Source organism: Lentzea terrae (assembly GCF_003265345.1).
GTDB classification, from domain to species: Bacteria; Actinomycetota; Actinomycetes; order Mycobacteriales; family Pseudonocardiaceae; genus Lentzea; species Lentzea terrae.
In genome coordinates this window covers 34,854-54,698 of record NZ_QFWW01000006.1, presented here as the reverse complement: position 1 = coordinate 54,698, position 19,845 = coordinate 34,854, and the positions used below count along the sequence as shown (strand labels likewise).

Here is a 19,845-nt window from a genome sequence, read left to right as displayed (position 1 = left end):
CCCGCTGCTCCTGGGCGAGAAGTCGCAGCCGATGGACATCGGCCGCAAGACCCGCACCTTCCCGGCCGGAATCCGGCGCATCCTGGTGGCCCGCGACCACGGCTGCGCGTTCCCCGGCTGCGGCAGACCACCGAAACACTGCGACGCCCACCATGTTCACCACTGGGCCGACGGCGGTGTCACCTCGGTCGGCAACGCGGTGCTGCTGTGCCGCCACCACCACACACTGATCCACCACAGCGAGTGGACAGTGCGGATGGTCCACGGCATACCCACGTTCTATGCCCCGGCGTGGCTCGATCCGCAACGCAGGCCAAGACGCAATCTCCTCCACGCCGCCGCAGCGGCATGACGGGCGGGCCCACGGGCTCGCCCGCAACCGGCACGCCTACCGCCCACCGCCCATCGCATGCGCCTGCCGCCTGAACTCCTACCGGCCCACCCGCAATGGACGTCGGCGATGCCCCCTGACGCCATTCCGGGAGCGCGCCACGAGGATTCCATCTATATCTCGCGAAGCCGAAGGCAAGCGGCGATGGCGAAGCCGAGCCGATGCTCCTATAGCAACGCGGGCCAAAGGCGAAGCCAAGGCACCCCGTGTGGCGATGCGAAGCGAGCCGGACAGGGCTATGCGTCATCGGGTAAGCGGTAATGACCGCGCGCTGAACAACCCAACGCAACCACGCACGCCTGCGATTGGGGCTTGACTTCGGGATCGAGGTGCTACCGTTTCGCGGATCGGACGGCTGCGAAGCATCCGTCCTTTTCCGCCCGACGCAGCGCCTCGAAAGGGCCCCGAAGTCAAGCCCCAATCGCGATCGTCGCGAAGCGGCGATGACGCAACCAAAGCCCGTAAGGCTACCCACGCAACCACGCTGGAACGCAACCACACCGCAGAAGGTGACCAACCCCGCCGAAACGCCACGCGCCCACCCATCGCGCCCACCCACCGCGCCCGGCGAGCGACCTGACTACACCCCGCTCACACGCCCCCGAATACGCTCACCCACCATGCGCAACGTCCTGCTAATCGCGTCCCTGGCGCTCGCAGCGGCCGGCCTGGCTGGCTGCGGCAGCTCGGCCCAGCCCTCGACCCAGCCCACGAACGGCGGGTCGACCCCGGCCGCCACGAATCCGTGCAAGGCCGACGACTTCAAGGTCACCGGCGAGTTCGGTGCGGCGCCCAAGGTCGAGATTCCCGCCTGCAAGCCGACCGACGAGCTCATCATCAAGGACCTGGTGCAGGGCACCGGTGCCGAGGTGAAGGCCGGCACGACGGCCACGGTCAACTACCAGCTCACCACGTTCTCCGACAAGAAGGTGCTGGACAGCTCCTTCAAGCGCGGTGCGCCGTTCGACGTCAAGAACGTCGGGCAGGCTTCGGTGATCGACGGCTGGAACGAAGGGCTCGTCGGGCTCAAGGAGCAGGGGCGGCGGCTGCTGGTCGTGCCGCCCGCCAAGGGATACGGCCAGGGCGGTCAGGGCATCAAGCCCAACGAGACCCTCGTCTTCGTGATCGACGGCGTGAAGGTTACGCCCGCGTAAGCGAAAGTGGGCCCCGAACAGGTCGGGGCCCACAAAAGATCAAGGCAGCAGCAGGAGCTTTCCGGTCGTCCGGCGCGACTGCAGGTCGGTGTGCGCCTGCGCGGCCTCCTCCAGCTTGTAGCGTCCTCCGATCCGCACGTCCAGCACGCCGGACACGATCGCCCCGAACAGGTCCGCGGCCCGCCACTCGAACTCGGCGCGGTCCAGCAGGTACGCGCCGGTCGACGGCCTGGTCAGGTACACCGAGCCGGCGGCGTTCAGGCGTTGCGGGTCCACCGGCGGCACCGGGCCGGACGAGGCGCCGAACAAGGCCAGCAGGCCGCGCGGCTTCAGCGAGGCCAGCGACTGGTCGAACGTGTCCCGGCCGACCCCGTCGTACACGACGTCGACCTTCTCGATCTGCGACGCGAAGTCCCCGTACCGCAGCACCTCGTCCGCCCCGGCCGAGCGGGCCAGCGCTTCCTTCTCGTCGGTCGACACGGTGCCGATCACGTACGCACCGCGCGACTTCGCCCACTGCGTCAGCAGCAGGCCGACGCCACCGGCGGCCGCGTGCACCAGGACCCGATCGCCCTCGGAAACAACGTGGGTCGAGTGCGTCAGGTAGTGCGCGGTGATGCCCTGCAGCAGAGCGGCGGCGGCCAGCTCCACGTCCAAGCCCTCGGGGACTCGAACGGCAGCGGATGCCGGCACCACGACCTCGGACGCGTAACTGCCCAGCACCGACATCCACGCCACGCGGTCACCAACCGCGAAAGCACTGGAGTTCGACGCCACGACCTCGCCCGCGCCCTCCAAACCCAACGCGGTGGGCAACGGGATCGGGTACTGCCCGCTGCGCTGGTACGTGTCGATGTAGTTGACGCCCGCAGCGCCGACCCGCACCAGCAGCTCGTCGTCACCGGGCACCGGCGACGGCACGTCCGAGTACTCCAGCACCTCCGGGCCGCCGGCCGAACGCACCACCACTGCCTTGGGCATCTGTCCTCCTTGATCGACTCAACCCGGTCAACCCGGTCCGCGTCGAGGTTGTTCCCGCTCCCACGTCGTGAGAACCACCAATCCTGCGGTCACTCCTCGCCGAGCGCCACGCGGCGCGCGAGGCCGAGCGGCAGCGCGCCGGACCCCGCGATCCGGTCGTGGAAGTCGCGCAACGACCCCAGCTCCAACGACAGGTACTCGTCGCGGATCAGGTCGATCTCCAACGCCCCGGTCAGGTACGACGGCGCCTGCGTCGGCCACGCGCAGTACCGCTTCACCTCGCCGGCAGCGGTGCCCGGCGTCAAGGCCGTGCGCGACACCATGAACGACTCGGCTTCCGCCGGGGTCATGTCGCCGCAGTGCAGTGCGGTGTCGACGACCATGCGCGCTGCCCGGAACAGCCGCGCCTCCACGTGACCCATCAACGCCGCGCGCGAGGTGTAGTAGCCGACCGACCGCAGCAGCTTCTCCGCGTACAACGCCCAGCCCTCGGAGAAGTACGACGTCCGGAACACCTTGCGCAGGGGACTGGATGAGCCCTGTGCCGCCACCCACGCCGCGTGCCAGTGGTGGCCGGGGTAGGCCTCGTGCACCGAGATCGTCGGGATCTGCGAGCGCGCGTTGGTGCGCAGGCGGTGCGTCACTTGTTCCGACGAGGCACCGGCAGGCGTGAACGGCACGAAGAAGTAGCCGGCCCGTCGCGACGTCAGCGGTGGCGGGCCGAGGTAGCTCGCCACCGACATGATCGCGCGGTGGAACAGCGGGGACGGCACGACGCGGCACTCCTCGCCGTCGGGCATCGTCACCAGCGAGTGCTCGATCAGCGCGGCGCGAGCGCGTGAGGTCTCCGCCTCGTACTCCGCGCGCATCGCTTCCAACGTCGACGGGTGGTCGTCCTGCAACGAGCTCATGACCGAGCGCCAGTCCGGAGAGCCCGCCAACTCCACGAGCTCGGTCTCCAGGGAGGCGTACGCGTCCTGGCCGCGCTGGTGCAGCTCCGGGGCGCCGTAGCCGAGCAACTCCTTGTCCTGCAACATGGTCGAGTAGAGCTTCTCGCCCATCCGCCAGTCGCCGGTCGCCCGCAGCGAGAGCTCCTCCAGGAACGCCGCGTGCCGGTCGAACGCCTCGGCCGCGGGTCCGGCGGCCTCCACCAGCTCAGCCCGCAACGCTGCAGAGGAGACCTCCAGCGGCAGCGCGTCGAGCAGGAACGAACGGCCCGTCCGCACCTGGTCCATCGCCCGCTGCACCACCAGCGGAGACGCCAGGGACGCGTCGAGGTTCGCCTCGGCGGCCGCGAAGATCGACGGGACCTCGCGCAGCTTCGCGATGGTGGACGCGACGAGCTCGTCCTCTGGCAGCAGCCGGTGCAGGAACGGCGAGAGCAGTCCGAAGAAGACCACGCTCGAGTACTCCTGCGGGTCGCGCCGCCACGCCGGCCAGGCCTCCATCGCCAGTGCGCCGCGCAGCACCGACAGCGCCAGGTCGCGGTCCACCGAGCGGGGCAACGGCTCCAGGCGCGCCAGCCACGCGCCCCTCTCCCTGGCCCGGTGCTCGAACGCGGTGGCGGAGAAGTCGCCGAACGTCGAGTAGTGCTCGAGCGAGCCGACCTGCGCTGCGTGAGCGGGGTGGTGGTCGAAGTACCACGAGAGGAACGACGTGAGCGTGTCGGTGGTCACCCGACCGAACCTACTCGCTGGTTTTACAGTGTGGGGGTGTCTGATCAAACCACGCAGAAGCGCATCGTTGAGTTCGTGAAGGCCCACGGCAAGCCGGGGTCGCCGGTCAAGGCCGTGGTGGAGCCGATCGGTCGCGCCGGCGCGCGGATCGTGCTGGTCGGCGCGGACGGGGCCATGGGCGACGTGATGGCCAAGGACGTCGAGGCCGCCACCAAGGCCGTTGAGGCCGTCGACAACGTCGAGCAGTCCGAGTGGGACCGCGAGACCATCGCCGGCACCAAGATCGGGCCCGCGCACCGCCGCAAGATGGCCACGATGCAGTCATGAAGGTCGTGCTCGCCTCGTGCGCCGCGCTGCCCAAGGGCGACGGCGACGAGGACGCGCTGGTCGAGGTGCTCGAACGCGACGGGGTGGACGTCGAGTGGCGGCCGTGGGGCGAGGACGTCTCCGACGCCGACCTCGTGGTGCTGCGCGCCACCTGGGACTACACCGAGCGCCTCGACGACTTCCTGGCGTGGTGCGAGAACGTGCCCGCGCTCGCCAATCCGGTGCCGGTGGTCCGCTGGAACACCGACAAGTCCTACCTCGTCGAGCTTGCCGCGCATGGTCTCGGTGTCGTGCCCACCGCCGTCGTGGAACCGGGGGAGGAACCGGACTTCCCGGACGGCGAGTTCGTGGTGAAGCCCGCGATCGGCGCGGGTTCGCGCGGTGCCGCCAGGTTCACCGACCACGCCGAGGCACGTGCGCACTTCGAGGCTCTTGGCGTCAAAGCACTTGTGCAGCCCTATCAGTCCAGTGTGGACGCGCACGGCGAGACCGCGCTGGTGTTCTTCGCCGGCGAGTACTCCCACTCGTTCCACAAAGGACCGATGCTGGCGCAGGGCCTCGCGGAGTCGGAGTCCGGGCTGTACGTCGAGGAGAAGCTGCGCGCCATTGAACCGACCGAGGTGCAACGCGCGCTGGCCGAGCAGGTGCTCGACGTGGCCGCTGAGCTGCTTTCGTTGCGGCGTCAGGACTTCCTCTACGCACGGGTCGACGTCGTCGCGGGACCGGACGGCGCACCGCTGCTGCTGGAACTGGAGCTGACCGAGCCGTCGCTCGGGTTCAAGTTCACCGGCGAAGACGCCGCATCCCGGTTGAGCGCGGCGATCCGGCGAAGGGCTTAAGCCCCGAGTTCCGGCGCCTCGCGGGCGATTCTGGCCAGCACGTCGAGCGCGCCGCTCAGCCGGTCCAGCGGCGGCGAGGCCAACGCGAGGCGCACGGCGTTCGGTGCCGCCCCGATCGCGAACGCCGCCGCCGGGGTCACCGCGATGCCCTCGCGCGCGGCCGCGGCGACGAACGTGTCGGCGCGCCACGGTGCCGGCAGCTCCCACCAGCAGTGGTAGGCGCGCGGATCGGCGTGCACGGTGAACCCGGCCAGCCGGTCCGCGACCAACCGCTGCCTGGCCGCCGCGTCCGCCCGCTTGGCCAGCTGAACGGCCGCCGCGGTGCCGTCCGCGATGTGGTGCGCCGCCACGTCGACGGCGAACCGCGGCGCCGTCCAGCCGCCACCCCGCACGGCTGCCGCGACCTGGTCCACCAGCGACGCGGGCGGCACGACGAAGCCGAGCGTCAGTCCGGGCGCGATGCGCTTGGACAGGCTGTCGACGAGCACCGTGCGGTCCGGCGCCACCGCGGCCAGCGGAGGCTCGTCGCACAGGAACGTGTACACGGCGTCCTCGATCACCGGGGCGTCCAGTTCTGCCAGCACCGCAACGACTTCCGCACGGCGCGCGGCGGGCATCGTGACACCGAGCGGGTTGTGCAGCGCCGGCTGCAGGTAGACCGCGCGCACCGCCGCCGCGCGCAAGGCCTCCGGGACGACGCCGTGCTCGTCCATCTCCAGCGGTACCAGGGTGATTCCGAGCCGGGCGGCGATCGTCCTGACCACCGGGTAGGTGAGCGCCTCGACGCCGAGCCGTCCGCCCACCGGCACGAGCGCGGCGATGGCTGCCGCGAGCGACTGCTTTCCGTTGCCGGTGAACAGGATTCGGGCCGGATCGGGTCGCCAGCCGGTGCGCGCCAACAGGTCTGCGGCGGCGGCTCGGGCGGCCGCGGTGCCGGTCACGGCGCCTGCCTGCAACGCGTTCGCCAGCACGTCCGGACGGAGCATCGTGGCGAGGCTTTCGGCAAGGAGCGCGGACTGCTCTGGCAGGACTGGGAAGTTCAGTTGCAGATCCACTGGCGCGCCACCGGGGTCGGCGAGCGCGGGTTCTGCCGCTCCTGCCCGGACGAACGTGCCGCGGCCGACCTCGCCGGTGACGAGGCCGCGCCGCGCGAGCTCGCCGTAGACCCGTGCGGCGGTGGAGTTCGCGATGCGGTGGCGGCGGGCGAAAGCGCGTTGCGGCGGCAGCGGCTCACCCGGCCGCAGTCGACCGGACGCGATGTCGGCCGCCACGGCATCGGCGATCCGCCGGTAGTCCCGCACGTCGTCCCCCAATTGCACCGAGAGCAATGTTTTCATTGTACCGAGCAAAGCTCCTGGCTACGGTCGAATCATGAGTACCGCAACCGTCAACGGCATCACCATCGGATACGACGACGAGGGCACCGGCGAGGCGTTGGTGCTGGTCCACGGCCACCCGTTCGACCGATCGATGTGGCGCCCGCAGGTCGAGCACTTCAGTCGAAAACGATGGCGGGTGATCGCCCCGGACCTGCGCGGCTACGGCGAAAGCACGGTCGTCCCCGGCGTCACCCCGCTGTCGGTCTTCGCCGCGGACATCGCCGCGCTGCTCGACCACCTGGACATCGACACGGTCGTGCTGGGCGGTCTCTCGATGGGCGGGCAGATCGTCCTGGAGTTCGCGCGCACCTTCCCCGATCGCCTCAACGGCCTGATCCTCGCCGACACGTTCGCGCAGCCGGAAACCGAGCGAGGCCGGCGGAACCGGCACGAGATGGCGGACCGGCTGCTGCGCGAGGGCATGTCCGGTTACGCGACCGAAGTGCTGTGGAAGATGGTGGCACCGCACAACACCCAAGCAGGCGAGCACGTCGCGAAGATGATGCACAACGCTCCGCCGGAAGGAGCGGCGGCGGCGTTGAGGGGCCGCGCCGACCGCCCCGACTACACGGCGACGCTCGGCACGATCACCGTGCCGACGCTGGTCGTGGTCGGCAGCGACGACGAGTACACGCCGGTCGCGGATGCCGAGTACATGCACGAACGCGTCCCAGGTTCGGAACTGGTCGTGGTCGACGGTGCCGCCCACATGCCGAACCTGGAACGCGCTGACGTGTTCAACAAAGCGGTCGAGGTGCTGCTAGCGCAGACCTGATCCGATGCCGGTGAGCCCGCGGACCTCCATCTCCGACTGCTTCGCGGGGTCTGCGGGCTCCTTGCTGAGGATCGTGCCCAGGAACCCGGCCAGGAACGACAGCGGGATCGCCACGATGCCGGGGTTGCTCAACGGGAAGAACGCGAAGTCGGCGTCCGGGAACACCGACGACTTCGAGCCGGAGATCGCGGGGGAGAAGGCGATGAGAAGCACGCACGAGGTAAGGCCGCCGTACATGCTCCACAACGTGCCGCGCGTGTTGAACCGCTTCCAGAACATGGAGTAGAGCAACGTCGGCAGGTTCGCGGAGGCCGCCAGGGCGAAGGCCAACGCGACCAGGAAGGCAACGTTCTGACCGTTGGCCGCGATTCCGCCGACAATCGCGAGCACGCCGACGCACACAGCGGTGATGCGGGCGACGCGCACCTCGTCGCGCGGGTCCGCCTCACCGTGCTTGATGACGTTCGCGTACACGTCGTGCGCGAACGATGCGGAAGCGGTCAACGTCAGGCCGGCGACCACGGCGAGGATCGTCGCGAACGCCACCGCACACACGATGCCGAGCAGCACCGTGCCACCGACCTGGAACGCCAGCAACGGCGCCGCGGAGTTCTCGCCACCAGGAGCGCTGGTGATCTTCTCGGTGCCGACCAGTGCCATCGCGCCGAAGCCGATGACCAGCGTGCACGAGTAGAAGATCGCCACCATCCACGTTGCCCACACGACGGACTTACGCGCCTCACGCGCGTTCGGCACCGTGTAGAAGCGCATCAGAACGTGGGGGAGAGATGCGGTGCCGAGGAGCAGCGCGAGCGCCAGCGAAATGAAGTCGATCTTCGACAGACCCGAGCCGCCGTACTTCACGCCCGGCGAGAGCACGGCCTCGCCCAGTGGCGACTTCTGGGTCGCGCGGTCGAGCATCGCGGACACGTCGAAGCCGAACTTGCCGATCAGGAAGATCGTCATCAGGGTCACGCAGAGGATCAGCATGACGGCCTTGATGATCTGCACCCACGTGGTGCCCTTCATGCCGCCGACCAGCACGTACAGCACCATGACGATGCCGACGACGGCGATGATGATCGCCTGGCCGACGGCGCTGTGCACGTCCAGCAGCAGCGCCATCAGACCGCCGGCACCCGCCATCTGCGCGATCATGTAGAAGAGCGAGATCACCAGGGTCGCGTTCGCCGCGGCGGCGCGGACCGGTCGCTGGCGCATGCGGAACGCCATGACGTCGCCCATGGTGAAGCGGCCGGTGTTGCGCAGCCGTTCCGAGATGAGCATCAGGCCGATCAACCAGGCGACGACCCACCCGATCGAGTACATGAAGCCGTCGTAGCCGTTCACCGCGATCGCGCCCGAGATGCCCAGGAACGATGCCGCGGAGAGGAAGTCACCCGAGAGTGCGATGCCGTTCTGGGTGCCGGTGAAGCTGCTGCCCGCGGCGTAGTAGTCCGAGGCGCTCACGTTCCGCGTGGAAGCGCGGTACACGATGTAGAGCGTCAGCAGGACGAAGATGCCGAAAACGGACAGGTTGATCGCGGTGTTCGCCCCGGTCACGCGAGCTCCTCATCGGTTTCTGCGAGTGCGCGCACTTTTTCGACCTGCGGGTCGAGCCTCTTCTTGGAGTAACGGGCGTAGGCCATCGTGATGATCACGGTGGTGACGATCTGGAGAAACCCCATCGTCAGCCCGACGTTCACCGTTCCGAACAGCGGGGTGCTCATGAAGCCTGCGGCGTACGCGGAAAGCAATACGAACGTGATGTACCAAGTGAGGAACAGCAGCGTCGCCGGGATAATAAAACGCGTCACCCGGCGCTTCAGCGCGCGGAAATCCTCACTCGTTTGGATGGCACCGAAATCAGGCTCACCGTCACCATCGATGAGCAATGAGTGACGGGGCTCGTCAAAGGCCGCGAATCCGGGCTGCGCCGGGCGTGACACGGAGGGCAGCGCCTTCGTCATCAACCGCTCGCATTCGTTACGGGGAGTACCCGGTGAGCGCCTGCGCACAGGCTGCGACCGGACCGGGTGTGGAGGGCGCAAGCGTAACCACGCGTGGCCACGAGTCAATCCCCAGAACCGGTAGGACCACCCCATGAGGTGGGCGGTCACGCTGGGTGATCGGTCGTGCACGCCCCAGGTCGTTGTCGCGTCACGCTCTCTGGCCTACTATCCGCTCACACCCGATACGGCTGATCTCGAAATCGAGCGGCGGGGGTGTCTCAAGTCGCGAGGATTCACCAGGCCAGGAGGTAGCCGATAGTGGGGCACTTCGAGCGCGCCTTGGGGATCATTTCGTGAATGTCGAGTGGAGAAAGGTCAGCGACTGGCGCAACTGGCGCCTGCCGGTCAAGCTCGGCGTCGTGCTGCTGGTGCCGGTCGCCGTGGCGGTCGGTGCGGGCGCGTTGCAGATCTCCGGTTACGTCGACCGGTCCAACAACTACGTGCAGATGCAGGGTCTGGTTCGTCTTCGAGCGGATCTTGCGCCATTGATCTCCAGCGTTCAGCAGGAACGCACGCTGGCCGCGCAGAGCGCCACGAGCGGTTCCGGTGTCGGCGCCTACCAGAACCAGATCAGCGCCACGGACAACGCCGCCGCGACCGTGCGCCGCCGCGTCGACCGCACCGGCGGGCTGAGCGAGGTCGCGCGCAACCGCTTCACCGAGCTCGGCGGCCAGCTCGACACGTTGAAGAACCTGCGGGAGAAGGTCGCGCAGGGCGGCGACGGCGGTGACCCGTCCGGCGGCACCACCGGCTACACCGCGGTCGTGAAGTCGCTGCTGGACTTCGAGCAGGCGCTCATCTCCCAGTTCGGCGACCAGGGCATCGCCGGCACGGCGCTCGCGCTGCACAACATGGTCATCGCGCAGGAGCAGGTCTCCCAGCAGCACGCGATCGTGTTGGCCGGGATCGGGCGAGGCAAGCTCCTCGGCCCCGAGGTCCGCGCGCTGGAGCAGTCGGACATCCGCCTGCAGGACCGCATCAACGACTTCCAGGCCATCGGCACCACCGAACAGCGCCGCAGCTACGACCAGTCCGTCACGGGCGCCGCCGTCGCGAGCCGCTCCGCACTGGTCGAACGCGCGCTCACCCAGCCGGACGGCACCCCGGTGACGACGCGTCCCGGCCAGCCGAAGCCGCCGCCGTCGTTCGGCATCGCCGTCGACGAGTGGAACAAGGCGTCCGGCACGACCGCGCGGCTGATGGAGCAGGTCGTCCGCCAGCTGCAGGAGGAGCTCGGGAGCTCGGCCGACGCGCTGCAGGACGACACGTCCAACAAGGCCGGTGCCGCCGCGGTGATCCTGCTGGCGATGCTGATCATCGCCGGCGCGCTCGGCTTCGTCATCGGCCGGTACCTGCTGCGGTCGCTGTCCGAGCTGCGGCACTCCGCGCTCGACGTGGCGCACTACCACCTGCCGGAGGTCGTCGCCGCGATCCGCGCCGACCGCAAGCCGGACACCGAGATCGAGCCGGTGCCCGTGCACACCACCGAGGAGTTCGGCCAGCTGGCGCGTGCGTTCGACGCCGTGCACGAGCAGGCCATCCGGTCCGCCGTCGAGCAGTCGTCGCTGCGGTCGGGCATGAAGAACATCTTCGTCAACCTGTCGCGCCGCTCGCAGGGTCTCGTCGAACGCCAGCTCAAGCTCATGGAGGAGCTGGAGCGCCACGAGGAGAACCCCGAGCAGCTCGCCAACCTCTTCAAGCTCGACCACCTCGCGACGCGCATGCGCCGCAACAACGAGAACCTGATGGTGCTCTCCGGCACCGACGTCGCCCGCCGGTTCCACCAGCCCGTCCCGCTGGCCGACGTGCTGCGCGCCGCGGCCTCGGAGATCGAGCACTACCAGCGAGTCGTGGTGAAGTCGACGCCGTCGGTGGAGATCGTCGGTTACGCGGCCAGCGACCTCGTGCGCCTCGTCGCGGAGCTGCTGGACAACGCCACCGCGTTCTCCGCGCCCACCACCCAGGTCATGATCGGTTCGCGAGTGGACCAGCAGGGCTCGGTGCTCCTCGAGGTCGCCGACCAGGGCATCGGCATGGGTCCCGCCGAGCTCACCGAGGCGAACGAGCGGCTTTCCTCTGGTGCAGAAGATGATGTGCCGGTTTCGCGTCAGATGGGTCTGTTCGTCGTCGGTCGTCTCGCGGCCCGCCACGGCATCACCGTCCGGCTGCGCGGGGCTGGAGAGGGCCGGGAGGGCCTGCGGGCGTTCGTCCTCGTGCCGTCGGAACTAGTCCGGTCGCACGCGGAGCCGGACGCGCCCGCTCAGCCGCGGCACGCCGCGCTGCCCCAGCCGAAGCCGGCGCTCTCCGCGAAGCAGCCGCACGTCGTCGTCAAGACCCCGAACCTGGCTCCGCCGCCGGTGCCCGCGCCCGCCATCGAGCACCAGCGCGAGTCGGCCGAGTGGACCTCGTTCCGCGGCGCCGCGATCGAGGAGCCGAAGCCGCTCCAGCGGCAGCCACGCCCCAACGGGTCGCCAAATGAGACGCAACCCACCCCGGTCGAGACGACTTCTTCCTGGTTTTCCGGCAGCGGCGTCGCGGCGGACACCGCTGAGAACACTTCTGGCGAACCGGTCAACGGTGACCATTCGCCGCCGGCGTCCCGGCCTGGACCGTCACCCTCGGTAGCCGCCACCTGGTTCGGCAAGAAGGCGGCGGGCACGGTCTGGGAACAGCCGGGCGACCCCGCGACGGACGCCGGCGAGACAGGTGCCGGGTTGCCGAAACGGGCGCCGCGTAAGAATCTGCTCCCCGACCTCGCGGAACGTCCCGAGAACGGCACGCGCCCGGCCCCTGGGCCGAAGCGCGATCCGGAGCGAGCACGAGGCTTCCTCGCCAGCTACCAAACAGGCATCCGCCAGATGCCTCTTGGCAGCAACGGGAACGGAAACGGCCAGGGGAAGAACGGCCTGGGGAACGGGGAAAAGGCATGAGCACGCCTCAGTCGCGTCAAGTGGACCAGTTCGGCTGGCTCATCACGAACTTCACCGATCGCGTGCCCGGCGTTGCGCACGCGATCGTCATCTCGGTGGACGGGCTCCTGCTCACCAAGTCCTCCGGTCTGCCGCCGGATCGTGCGGAGCAACTGGCCGCCATCGCGTCGGGTGTCGCGGCGCTCACGATGAGCGCGTCACGATGCTTCGAAGGTGGCGGAGTGTTGCGCACCGTGATCGAGATGGACTACGGGATCATGCTCCTCATGTCCATTCGAGACGGGTCTTGTCTGGCGGTTCTCGCCGCCCCCGACAGCGACGTCGGTCAAGTCGCCTACGAGATGACCGTGGTCGTCGACCAGGTGGGCCAGATCCTCACCCCCGAACTGCGAGCGCAGCTGCACAGCGTGAGGTGATCATGAGTTCGGCCGCTGACGCGCACCGACGACGCAGGCGGGCGGAAACGCCCGCAGAGCAGACGTTCGCCGACCTGATGAACGGGTTCACCCTGGACTCGGGTCGCAGGCGATCGCGCACTGCGCCGGACGTGCCCGCGCGGGAAGCAACTCCCGTGGTGACGCCGGTACCGCAGGTACCGCAAGAAGAACCACCGGTGTTCGAGAGCTCCGTCCCGGAGCTTCCGGACGCCTCGATCGTGCGTGCATATGCCTGGACGGGCGGGCGCACACGGTCGAACATCAACCTCGAGATCGAGACACTTGTCTCCGCCAATGATCAGACTCGGCAGTCGGCAGGTATCTTGCAGGCTGAGCACCAACACGTTGTCGAGCTGTGCCGCGCACCGCGATCCGTCGCGGAGGTGGCCGCACTGATGCGCCTCCCGCTGGGAGTCGCGAAGGTGCTGCTCGGTGACATGGCGGAACGAGGTCTGGTGGACGTGCACCAGACCGCTTCCGCAGGCGGTGTGACGCCGGACCTCGGGTTGATGGAGAGAGTGCTGAGTGGACTACGTCGGCTCTAGATTTCCCGACTTCGGGCCCCCTGGGCCGCCTGGACGGGAGCTGACTTCGGCCAAGGTCGTCGTCGCCGGTGGCTTCGGCGTCGGCAAGAGCACCTTCATCAGGTCCATCGTGGAGAATGATCTCCTCACGATGACCGCGCTCCCGCCGGAGCGCGCCGGGCTGGTCACCGAGCTGGTGCGCATCCAGTTCGGCCGGGTGTGGCTCGATCCCGGTCTCGCCCTGCACCTGTTCGTGGCGCCGCAGTGGCAGGACCCGCGCGCGGGCTGGAACGACGTGGTGCGCGGCGCCGTCGGTGCGGTCGTCCTGTTCGACGTGATGCGGCCGGCGGACTCCGTCGACGCGATGCGGTACTTCGAGGACCACCACATCCCGTACGTGCTGGCGTTGAACAACGTGCACGCGTCGGTCCGGTCGGACGTGAAGGCGATCATCCGCGGGATGGGCATCGACCCCGCGGTTCCCGTGGTGAACTGCGATCCGCGGGTGCGGCTCTCGGTGCGTGAGACGCTGATCTCGCTGACCGAGCACGCGAAGCTGGACCGGTGGCGCCGTCGTCCCGGCCCGGACGAGACGACGCCGCTCGCGCCGGTCTGCTGATTCCGAGTCGCGCTGACCTGGAATCCATAAAACCGCCTCAAGCCTTCGTTAAATGAAGTGTGCTCCAGATCACAGGGCCCCTACCTTGAAGGCATGAGGCTGCTCCTGTGGTTCGGGCTGGTGTGCATGTGCGCACTCAGCGGTGACCACCTGCTCGCGGTGACGACGGGGATGATCCTCGTCGGCTGCGCGACCGACCGCGTCCGCCGCTGAGCGCGCCGGCTGAACCAGAGATGGACCTCGACGGGCCCGAGCCACGTTGCTCGCACCCGTCGAACGGTCGTCACGGTCTCCTGGTCGCCTCGGTGGAAGAGATCACGGGGGCGGGACGTAGTTGATGGTGAACTCCTGATCCGGTGCGCCGGAGCACCGTTCCTGAACTATCTCGGTGCCCGCGATCGTGTCCTGATCACGAAGGCCGAGGCACCTGTTGTCCGTGTTGCTCGGGCGGATGCGGATGTGCTTCTTCTTGGGATCCGGCGAGCTGACCGGTTCTAGCGTGAACATCTGATCCGAGTTGTCGTCGTCGCAGTCTTCACGGGGTACGAGCAGGTCCTGCCCAGTTCCTTCGTTCAGGATGGTGAGGCAGCCGACCCCGGTCTCCGGGTGGTGCCACTGGATCTGCACAGCGTCGTCGTTCCCGACGGGGTCGACGAAAATGCGGGGCGAGGCGGCCTGCCCGCAGGGCTGCTGGGCGGCGATGGCTCTGGTGTATTGACGGGTCCGGTCCTGGCCCTCGCCCAGGCAGAGCTGGGGTGTCCGGGCGGGGTGGATCTCCGCCCAGGTCCCGACCTCGGAAATCTCCAGTCCGGGAACCGTGATCACGCTGAACGACGGACTGGCCCGTGTGCTCGACGGGGTCTGTGTGGATGTGCCGAACGGCAACGCCCGCAGCCCCAGTGCCGCGACGAGGCCGATGCCCACGACCATGATCACGATCAACGGTGCACGCCAGTGCCAGGACGCGCGTTTTCGGGCCGGGGCGGCGATCGCCTCCGCGTCGATGTCGATTCGCCTGGCGACGATTGCCTCGTCGATCGGCGGCTCGTTCCCCATGGCGATGCGCGCTCTGGCGTCGAGCCACCGCTGGACCTGCTCGTCATCCAGCCCGCAGGCTCTCGTGTACGTGTCGACGAACGACTCGCGCGGCAACGTGTTGCGTCCGAGGGTGGTCGCGATCGTGCTGGACGGTAGCGTTTTCCCCTGGTCTCTGGCTCTTGCCTCCAACTGCCGATAGGTCAGCCCGGCCCAGGTCCGGAGCAGACGAAGCGCCGGTGTGAACTCGGCCAGACTGGTGGCCGGATCCGGCGGAAGGACCTCCCTCGGCGACCCCTCTGTGTCGCCTCCTTCGCGGCTGGTCATGAGTCTGAATAGCCCCCCTGAGTGATCATGATCCTGGATTGCCCTCCCATGATTGATCCCGAATCTGGATTTTTTCTGGATTGATCCGGATTCTATACGGGTTGGATAGGGTTTACCCGACAATGCGGCCGAAAGGTAGCACTGCAATGCGCTGTTCGGACGCTGTTCGAGCACGGTTCGAACACGGTTCGAACGCTGACCGACCTGTTTCGATCCAGGCCGAACGGCACGAGGGCTTGTTTCCGGCTTGTTCGCCCGGCCAGGCTTGCCATTGCCGGTTCCACACGCCGATCACTCAGGGTCGAATGCGGCGGGGACACTCTCGGACGTGAAATAAGAAGGTAGCGCATACGAAATGAGGCCGTAGCGCGACCAAGCCTGGAGAAGAGTTCGCCGGCGTCATCCTGACGGCCGCCTCGGCTTGATCAACTCGGGCGATGGCACGCCGTAATTCGTCGTGCCGATGACGGGATGAAAATTTCGTCTCGATCGAAGTGCCGAAAATCGGACTGCAGGAGCGTCTTTATGCACAACGGGCAACGTGGCTTGGACGAGTGGCAGGTAATAGTTGTCGGAGCGGGTAACGCGGGTCTGTGTGCGGGTATTGCCGCAATGCAGGCCGGTGCTACCTCGGTCGCAGTTCTGGAGGCCGCCCCGAAGGAACTTCGAGGCGGGAACAGTTCATTGACCAAGACCATGCGTTTCTCCTGGCGGGGAAGGGAGTTCATGGCCGGTTTGCTCCGGGAATCGGACAGGGGGCGGGTGGACGAGATCCTGGCCGGCCGATCGGAATACACCGATGAGCAATATCTGGAGGACTGGCTGCGGATCTCCGGAGACCAGGTGGACGTCGCGCTCATCGAGTCGATCATCCGCCGATCCAACGGCACGATCGCGTGGATGCGCGACTTCGGTCAGCGTTGGGCACCGAGGCCGAAGCCTCTCCCCGGCGATGTGCCCGTCGTGCTCGACGGTGGCGGCGAGAGCATGCAGCACCGCAACTTCACCGAGTTCGAACGCCTGGGCGGGACTGTCCTCTACGACAGCACGGTCACGGGGTTCGGCAGGACGGCGGACGGTCGCTTTCTGCTCAGGGGACCGGGGACGGCCTTTCCTCTCTTCGCCGACGCACTCGTGCTGGCGTCGGCCGGCTTCGAGGCGAACTCCCGGATGCGCGTGCGCCACCTCGGCGAACAGTGGCGCGACGTCAAGTTGCGCGGAGTGCCGTTCAACGACGGCGGCCCGCTGGCGGCGGCCATCGAGTTCGGCGCCGACACCGCGGGCAGCTGGGCGGAGTGTCACGCCACGCCCCAGGGAATGACGCTGCCCGACTACATGCTGCCGGGGCAGATGCACAAATCCCACGGCCTGGCGCGTTATGCCTTCCCGTGGGGTGTCGTGGTGAACCGGGAAGGGCGCCGTTTCTTCGACGAGTCCGGCGAATACAGCAATCTCAGCTACGTGACGCTGGGGCAGCAGATCATGAACCAGCCAGGCAGGATCGCCTTCCAGGTCTTCGACCACAAGGTCGTCGAATCCGGCGTGCTTCCGGACGGTTATCTCGGCGACCCGGACGCCGTGATCGCCCATTCGATCGAGGAAGGCGCCCGGAGACTTGGCATCGACGCGGAGAACCTCGTCGCCGAAGTGCAGCGGCTGAACAGTGACGGCAATGACTCAATCCCCGGCGAACGAGGCGAAACCACGCGTACGCCCAAGCGCCTCGACACGCCTCCGTTCTTGTTCGTTCCGGTGGTCAGCGGTCTGACGTTCACTTACGGAGGCCTGTCCGTGACCACCGGGGCCGAAGTGCGCGGTGGAGGCGAACCGATCAGCGGACTGTATGCCGCCGGCGTGATCGTCGGCGGTCTTTACCACCACGGATACCCAGGCGGAACAGGTCTGATGGCGGGCGCCGTGCTGGGTCGCGCGGCAGGCACGGCAGCCGCCGAACACGCCATTCGAACAGGGGGAACAAATGGTGCGGGCAACATCGCTGGATGAAATGACGATTGTGGTCGTCGGGGCCGGCAAGATCGGGTCCCACCACGCTGCCGCTTTCCGGCAGGCGGGTCACCTCGTCAGCACCGTCGACCCCAGCAGCGGCGCGGACTGGGACCACGTGGCGCGGGTGCCCGAACCGTCGAGTGTGGACGCCTGGGTGGTCGCCACGCCGACGGCCACCCATCTCTCCGTGGTCTGCGACATCCTGCGGCGCCAGCCGGACGCCCGCATCCTGCTCGAGAAACCGGCCTGCTATCCGGCTGAGCTCACCGAACTCGTGCGGACGGTCCGGCAGCATCCCCGTGCCCGGATCCTCGTCAACGACGTGTACTCGTACAGCGCGTCCGTGCGGCGCTTCGCGGAGACCGTGCGAGAGCACAGTGAGTTCGATCCGATCAGGAAGATCACCATCGAGTTCACCAAGAACCGGGACTTCGACGTCGCCCACGGCAGGTTCGTCGACACGCAGTACGGCGAGGCCGGTTACGAGGGCTTCCACATGTTGAGCATTCTGCGGGCGGTTCTTTCGGCCGACGCGTACCAGAGCTATCTGTACACCGTACCGGCGTCCGTCACTGCGGAAATGCGCGTGCGGACCTCGGCGGCGGATTTGCCGGAGATTGAGCTCTACACGTCGTCCACGGGTGCCATCGCCTTCGCCGACCTGGCCGGGTTCGCCTTCTCCGCGGATGTGTTCAAGAACTACATCGAGCCCTCGGCCGTGCCCTACGGAGTCGATCTCCGGTATCGATTCGCCGACGTGGAACTCGACTCCGGAAAGCACGTCACGCTGGTCTTCGAACCGTTCTTCGGTTCGGAAGACGACTACAAGAACACGCACGTCGTCTACGTCCACGATGGGCGGGACGCGGCACCGAAGCCCCATTTGCTGGTGTTCGGTAATCATTTCAAGGAGGCGCTCCTGACGCAGTTGGACCTGTTGCACCGGGCCGAGGAGGGGCATGCCGTGATACGGCCGTCCGAGCACCGGTTCCTGGCGGCACTGGGATGGGCCGTCGGCACCGGAAGCTTTCCTCCGCTGACGGGAGCGGACCAGTACGTCGATCTTCGGGGAAATGACGAGAAGCTCGCACAACTTGGGAGTGAAGCATGACTCAGACCGTTCAGGACTTTTCCACCATTTTGCGACCGGCCCCCGACATGCAGGCCGAGGTCGTCGACCGGGACCTGGCAGTGACGCAGATCGCGAGCCAGATCAAGACAGACGAGACAGCGGCGGCGTTGTTCGCACAAGCCTGCCGATTCGAGGCCCCGTTCGCCGCGAGCTGGATTCACGGGCGCGGCGCCAGGTCCCCGTACCTGTCGCTGGAACTCGCCGAGGAGTCCCTCGACGACGACGGGTACCGCGCCCTGCTCGCCGACGTCGTGCTGACCACCTCCACCGGTGTTCCCTTCGACTACCGGGCGCTGGCCGCGGAGAAGCTCGCTGCTTTCGGCGCCGGCAAGTTCACCGATGCCCTCACGGAGGTCGTCGACTCGTTCGAGCCGATGCTCGCCCGCACCAGGGAAGCGAAGATCGCTGTCCCGACGGATGGCATCGACCACCTGTTCGACATTCCGGACACGGTCACCGGAAGGCTCAACCTGATCATTTCGGCCAGCCGGGCGAAGACGCTGGAGAGCCGGTACCTGCTCGCCCGCCGGATTCTCGGGATCGACGAGGTGGTGGCTCCGCGGACGGAGGCGGAGCGGCTGATCATCTCCGATGTCGGCACGACCATGGCTTCGCCGTCGGACTACCTGGTGCCGTGGGACCAGGAGTTCCCCGGCGAGAACGGCACCAGCCTCACGCTCGCGGAACTGATGCGAATCGTGCTGATGTGCGGGGAGTTCAAACTCCCGGACGCGACCGTGCGGCCGATCCTGGTCGATTTCTACCGATCCGTGCTGCGGACCGGCGGCCGCTCGATCATCGGCCTCGCCGCCGGCGTTTTCCACGTCGAGCACGGCACGCTCTCGGAGCCGTCCTACTACTACCAGGGGCGCGATGCCATCCTCGGCAAGGGAATCGTCATCGACTGCGTCGGCGGGGCGATCCTGCAGGAGGGCTCGTTCCTCGGCGGCGGTTTCATGCCGATCCTGATCCACACCCACAAGCACATCCGCGGGAAGGGTGAAGCGGCCGCCTCGGAACGGAAGCGCATTCACCCGTGCATCTTCGTCGCGGAAGCCGGTGCGCGGTACCCCATGGCCGCGGTCGGCCTGTTCGAGACGGTGGACTACCTGGGCAAGGAAACGCCGTACGAGGGAATTCGGGCGTTGCCCCACGGTGCGTGACCTGGGCGAAGTTTCGAGAGTGAAAGCAGCGACAGCGGCGTCGCGCACGATTTTGCCGGAGTGAGCTGACGAATTCACACGGGATCGGCGCCGCTGGGCCGCGAAGACGATGTTGCCCAGCGGCGTCGATCCACACC

General features: G+C 67.8%; 18 protein-coding genes. 12 read left to right on the top strand and 6 right to left on the bottom strand.

Annotated features, from left to right (window positions below):
• Positions 1-352 (top strand): HNH endonuclease signature motif containing protein (locus DI276_RS09290; protein ID WP_232836541.1); only part of this gene is annotated, 352 nt, incomplete at its 5' end.
• Between the two features lie 659 nt (positions 353-1,011).
• A complete protein-coding gene (locus DI276_RS09285; RefSeq protein WP_112262877.1) occupies positions 1,012-1,545 on the top strand; it encodes an FKBP-type peptidyl-prolyl cis-trans isomerase in 534 nt (177 codons plus the stop codon).
• A 39-nt stretch (positions 1,546-1,584) separates the two neighbouring features.
• Here the strand turns inward: DI276_RS09285 and DI276_RS09280 are convergent, their stop codons facing one another.
• Together DI276_RS09280 and DI276_RS09275 are read right to left on the bottom strand one after the other, a co-directional pair.
• On the bottom strand, positions 1,585-2,526 hold the full coding sequence (locus DI276_RS09280) for a quinone oxidoreductase family protein (protein WP_112262876.1): 942 nt from the start codon (positions 2,524-2,526) through the stop codon (positions 1,585-1,587).
• Between the two features lie 89 nt (positions 2,527-2,615).
• Complete coding sequence (locus DI276_RS09275) at positions 2,616-4,202, bottom strand: DUF885 domain-containing protein (RefSeq protein ID WP_112262875.1); 1,587 nt, start codon at positions 4,200-4,202, stop codon at positions 2,616-2,618.
• 36 nt (positions 4,203-4,238) lie between these two features.
• On the opposite strand from DI276_RS09275, the gene DI276_RS09270 reads away from it, so the two are divergent.
• Complete coding sequence (locus DI276_RS09270; protein WP_232836540.1) at positions 4,239-4,529, top strand: hypothetical protein; 291 nt, start codon at positions 4,239-4,241, stop codon at positions 4,527-4,529.
• The gene (locus DI276_RS09265; protein ID WP_112262873.1) at positions 4,526-5,368 is read left to right on the top strand and encodes an ATP-grasp domain-containing protein; all 843 of its coding nucleotides are present in this window, start codon (positions 4,526-4,528) and stop codon (positions 5,366-5,368) included. The genes DI276_RS09270 and DI276_RS09265 overlap by 4 nt, the downstream gene beginning before the upstream one ends.
• On the opposite strand, the gene DI276_RS09260 is transcribed toward DI276_RS09265, so the two are convergent.
• Positions 5,365-6,669 carry an aminotransferase-like domain-containing protein gene (locus tag DI276_RS09260; protein WP_112263320.1) on the bottom strand — a complete coding sequence of 435 codons (1,305 nt, stop codon included), beginning with the start codon at positions 6,667-6,669 and terminating at the stop codon, positions 5,365-5,367. The two genes, DI276_RS09265 and DI276_RS09260, sit on opposite strands and share 4 nt — an antisense overlap.
• Before the next feature lie 70 nt (positions 6,670-6,739).
• On the opposite strand from DI276_RS09260, the gene DI276_RS09255 reads away from it, so the two are divergent.
• Entirely contained in the window at positions 6,740-7,522 is a 783-nt protein-coding gene (locus tag DI276_RS09255; protein ID WP_112262872.1) for an alpha/beta fold hydrolase, read from the top strand.
• On the opposite strand, the gene DI276_RS09250 is transcribed toward DI276_RS09255, so the two are convergent.
• Positions 7,508-9,085: a solute symporter family protein gene (locus DI276_RS09250; protein WP_112262871.1), complete on the bottom strand. Its 1,578-nt coding sequence runs from the start codon at positions 9,083-9,085 to the stop codon at positions 7,508-7,510. The genes DI276_RS09255 and DI276_RS09250 overlap by 15 nt on opposite strands.
• Complete coding sequence (locus tag DI276_RS09245) at positions 9,082-9,492, bottom strand: DUF485 domain-containing protein (protein ID WP_112262870.1); 411 nt, start codon at positions 9,490-9,492, stop codon at positions 9,082-9,084. The genes DI276_RS09250 and DI276_RS09245 overlap by 4 nt, the downstream gene beginning before the upstream one ends.
• Positions 9,493-9,827: 335 nt before the next feature.
• Here DI276_RS09245 and DI276_RS09240 point away from each other — a divergent pair, with 335 nt between their 5' ends.
• Genes DI276_RS09240 through DI276_RS09225 form a run of 4 tightly spaced genes read left to right on the top strand, consistent with a single transcriptional unit; the run spans position 9,828 to position 14,044 of the window.
• Complete coding sequence (locus DI276_RS09240) at positions 9,828-12,464, top strand: nitrate- and nitrite sensing domain-containing protein (RefSeq protein WP_112262869.1); 2,637 nt, start codon at positions 9,828-9,830, stop codon at positions 12,462-12,464.
• Entirely contained in the window at positions 12,461-12,880 is a 420-nt protein-coding gene (locus tag DI276_RS09235) for a roadblock/LC7 domain-containing protein (RefSeq protein ID WP_065917605.1), read from the top strand. Before DI276_RS09240 ends, DI276_RS09235 begins: the two co-directional genes overlap by 4 nt.
• Positions 12,881-12,882: 2 nt before the next feature.
• Positions 12,883-13,446: a DUF742 domain-containing protein gene (locus DI276_RS09230; protein ID WP_198680534.1), complete on the top strand. Its 564-nt coding sequence runs from the start codon at positions 12,883-12,885 to the stop codon at positions 13,444-13,446.
• Positions 13,427-14,044 (top strand): ATP-binding protein, encoded by a 618-nt coding sequence (locus tag DI276_RS09225; RefSeq protein WP_198680533.1) that lies wholly within the window; start codon positions 13,427-13,429, stop codon positions 14,042-14,044. The genes DI276_RS09230 and DI276_RS09225 overlap by 20 nt, the downstream gene beginning before the upstream one ends.
• 315 nt (positions 14,045-14,359) lie before the next feature.
• Here DI276_RS09225 and DI276_RS09220 read toward each other — a convergent pair whose 3' ends face one another.
• On the bottom strand, positions 14,360-15,580 hold the full coding sequence (locus tag DI276_RS09220; RefSeq protein ID WP_232836539.1) for a helix-turn-helix domain-containing protein: 1,221 nt from the start codon (positions 15,578-15,580) through the stop codon (positions 14,360-14,362).
• Positions 15,581-16,090: 510 nt separating this feature from the next.
• On the opposite strand from DI276_RS09220, the gene DI276_RS09215 reads away from it, so the two are divergent.
• Genes DI276_RS09215 through DI276_RS09205 form a run of 3 tightly spaced genes read left to right on the top strand, consistent with a single transcriptional unit; the run spans position 16,091 to position 19,708 of the window.
• A complete protein-coding gene (locus tag DI276_RS09215) occupies positions 16,091-17,410 on the top strand; it encodes an FAD-binding protein (RefSeq protein ID WP_332874629.1) in 1,320 nt (439 codons plus the stop codon).
• Position 17,411: 1 nt separating this feature from the next.
• Positions 17,412-18,524, top strand: a complete 1,113-nt coding sequence (locus DI276_RS09210; protein ID WP_112262867.1) for a Gfo/Idh/MocA family oxidoreductase — start codon at positions 17,412-17,414, stop codon at positions 18,522-18,524.
• A complete protein-coding gene (locus DI276_RS09205) occupies positions 18,521-19,708 on the top strand; it encodes a hypothetical protein (protein ID WP_112262866.1) in 1,188 nt (395 codons plus the stop codon). The genes DI276_RS09210 and DI276_RS09205 overlap by 4 nt, the downstream gene beginning before the upstream one ends.
• Positions 19,709-19,845: the final 137 nt, after the last annotated feature.

Bases quoted from the DNA above. Each gene is read 5' to 3' on its own strand.
- DI276_RS09265 (WP_112262873.1), top strand. From the start codon at position 4,526: ATGAAGGTCGTGCTCGCCTCGTGCGCCGCGCTGCCCAAGGGCGACGGC.
- DI276_RS09245 (WP_112262870.1), bottom strand. From the start codon at position 9,492: ATGACGAAGGCGCTGCCCTCCGTGTCACGCCCGGCGCAGCCCGGATTC.
- DI276_RS09235 (WP_065917605.1), top strand. From the start codon at position 12,461: ATGAGCACGCCTCAGTCGCGTCAAGTGGACCAGTTCGGCTGGCTCATC.
- DI276_RS09210 (WP_112262867.1), top strand. From the start codon at position 17,412: ATGACGATTGTGGTCGTCGGGGCCGGCAAGATCGGGTCCCACCACGCT.
- DI276_RS09285 (WP_112262877.1), top strand. From the start codon at position 1,012: ATGCGCAACGTCCTGCTAATCGCGTCCCTGGCGCTCGCAGCGGCCGGC.
- DI276_RS09205 (WP_112262866.1), top strand. From the start codon at position 18,521: ATGACTCAGACCGTTCAGGACTTTTCCACCATTTTGCGACCGGCCCCC.
- DI276_RS09280 (WP_112262876.1), bottom strand. From the start codon at position 2,526: ATGCCCAAGGCAGTGGTGGTGCGTTCGGCCGGCGGCCCGGAGGTGCTG.
- DI276_RS09255 (WP_112262872.1), top strand. From the start codon at position 6,740: ATGAGTACCGCAACCGTCAACGGCATCACCATCGGATACGACGACGAG.
- DI276_RS09230 (WP_198680534.1), top strand. From the start codon at position 12,883: ATGAGTTCGGCCGCTGACGCGCACCGACGACGCAGGCGGGCGGAAACG.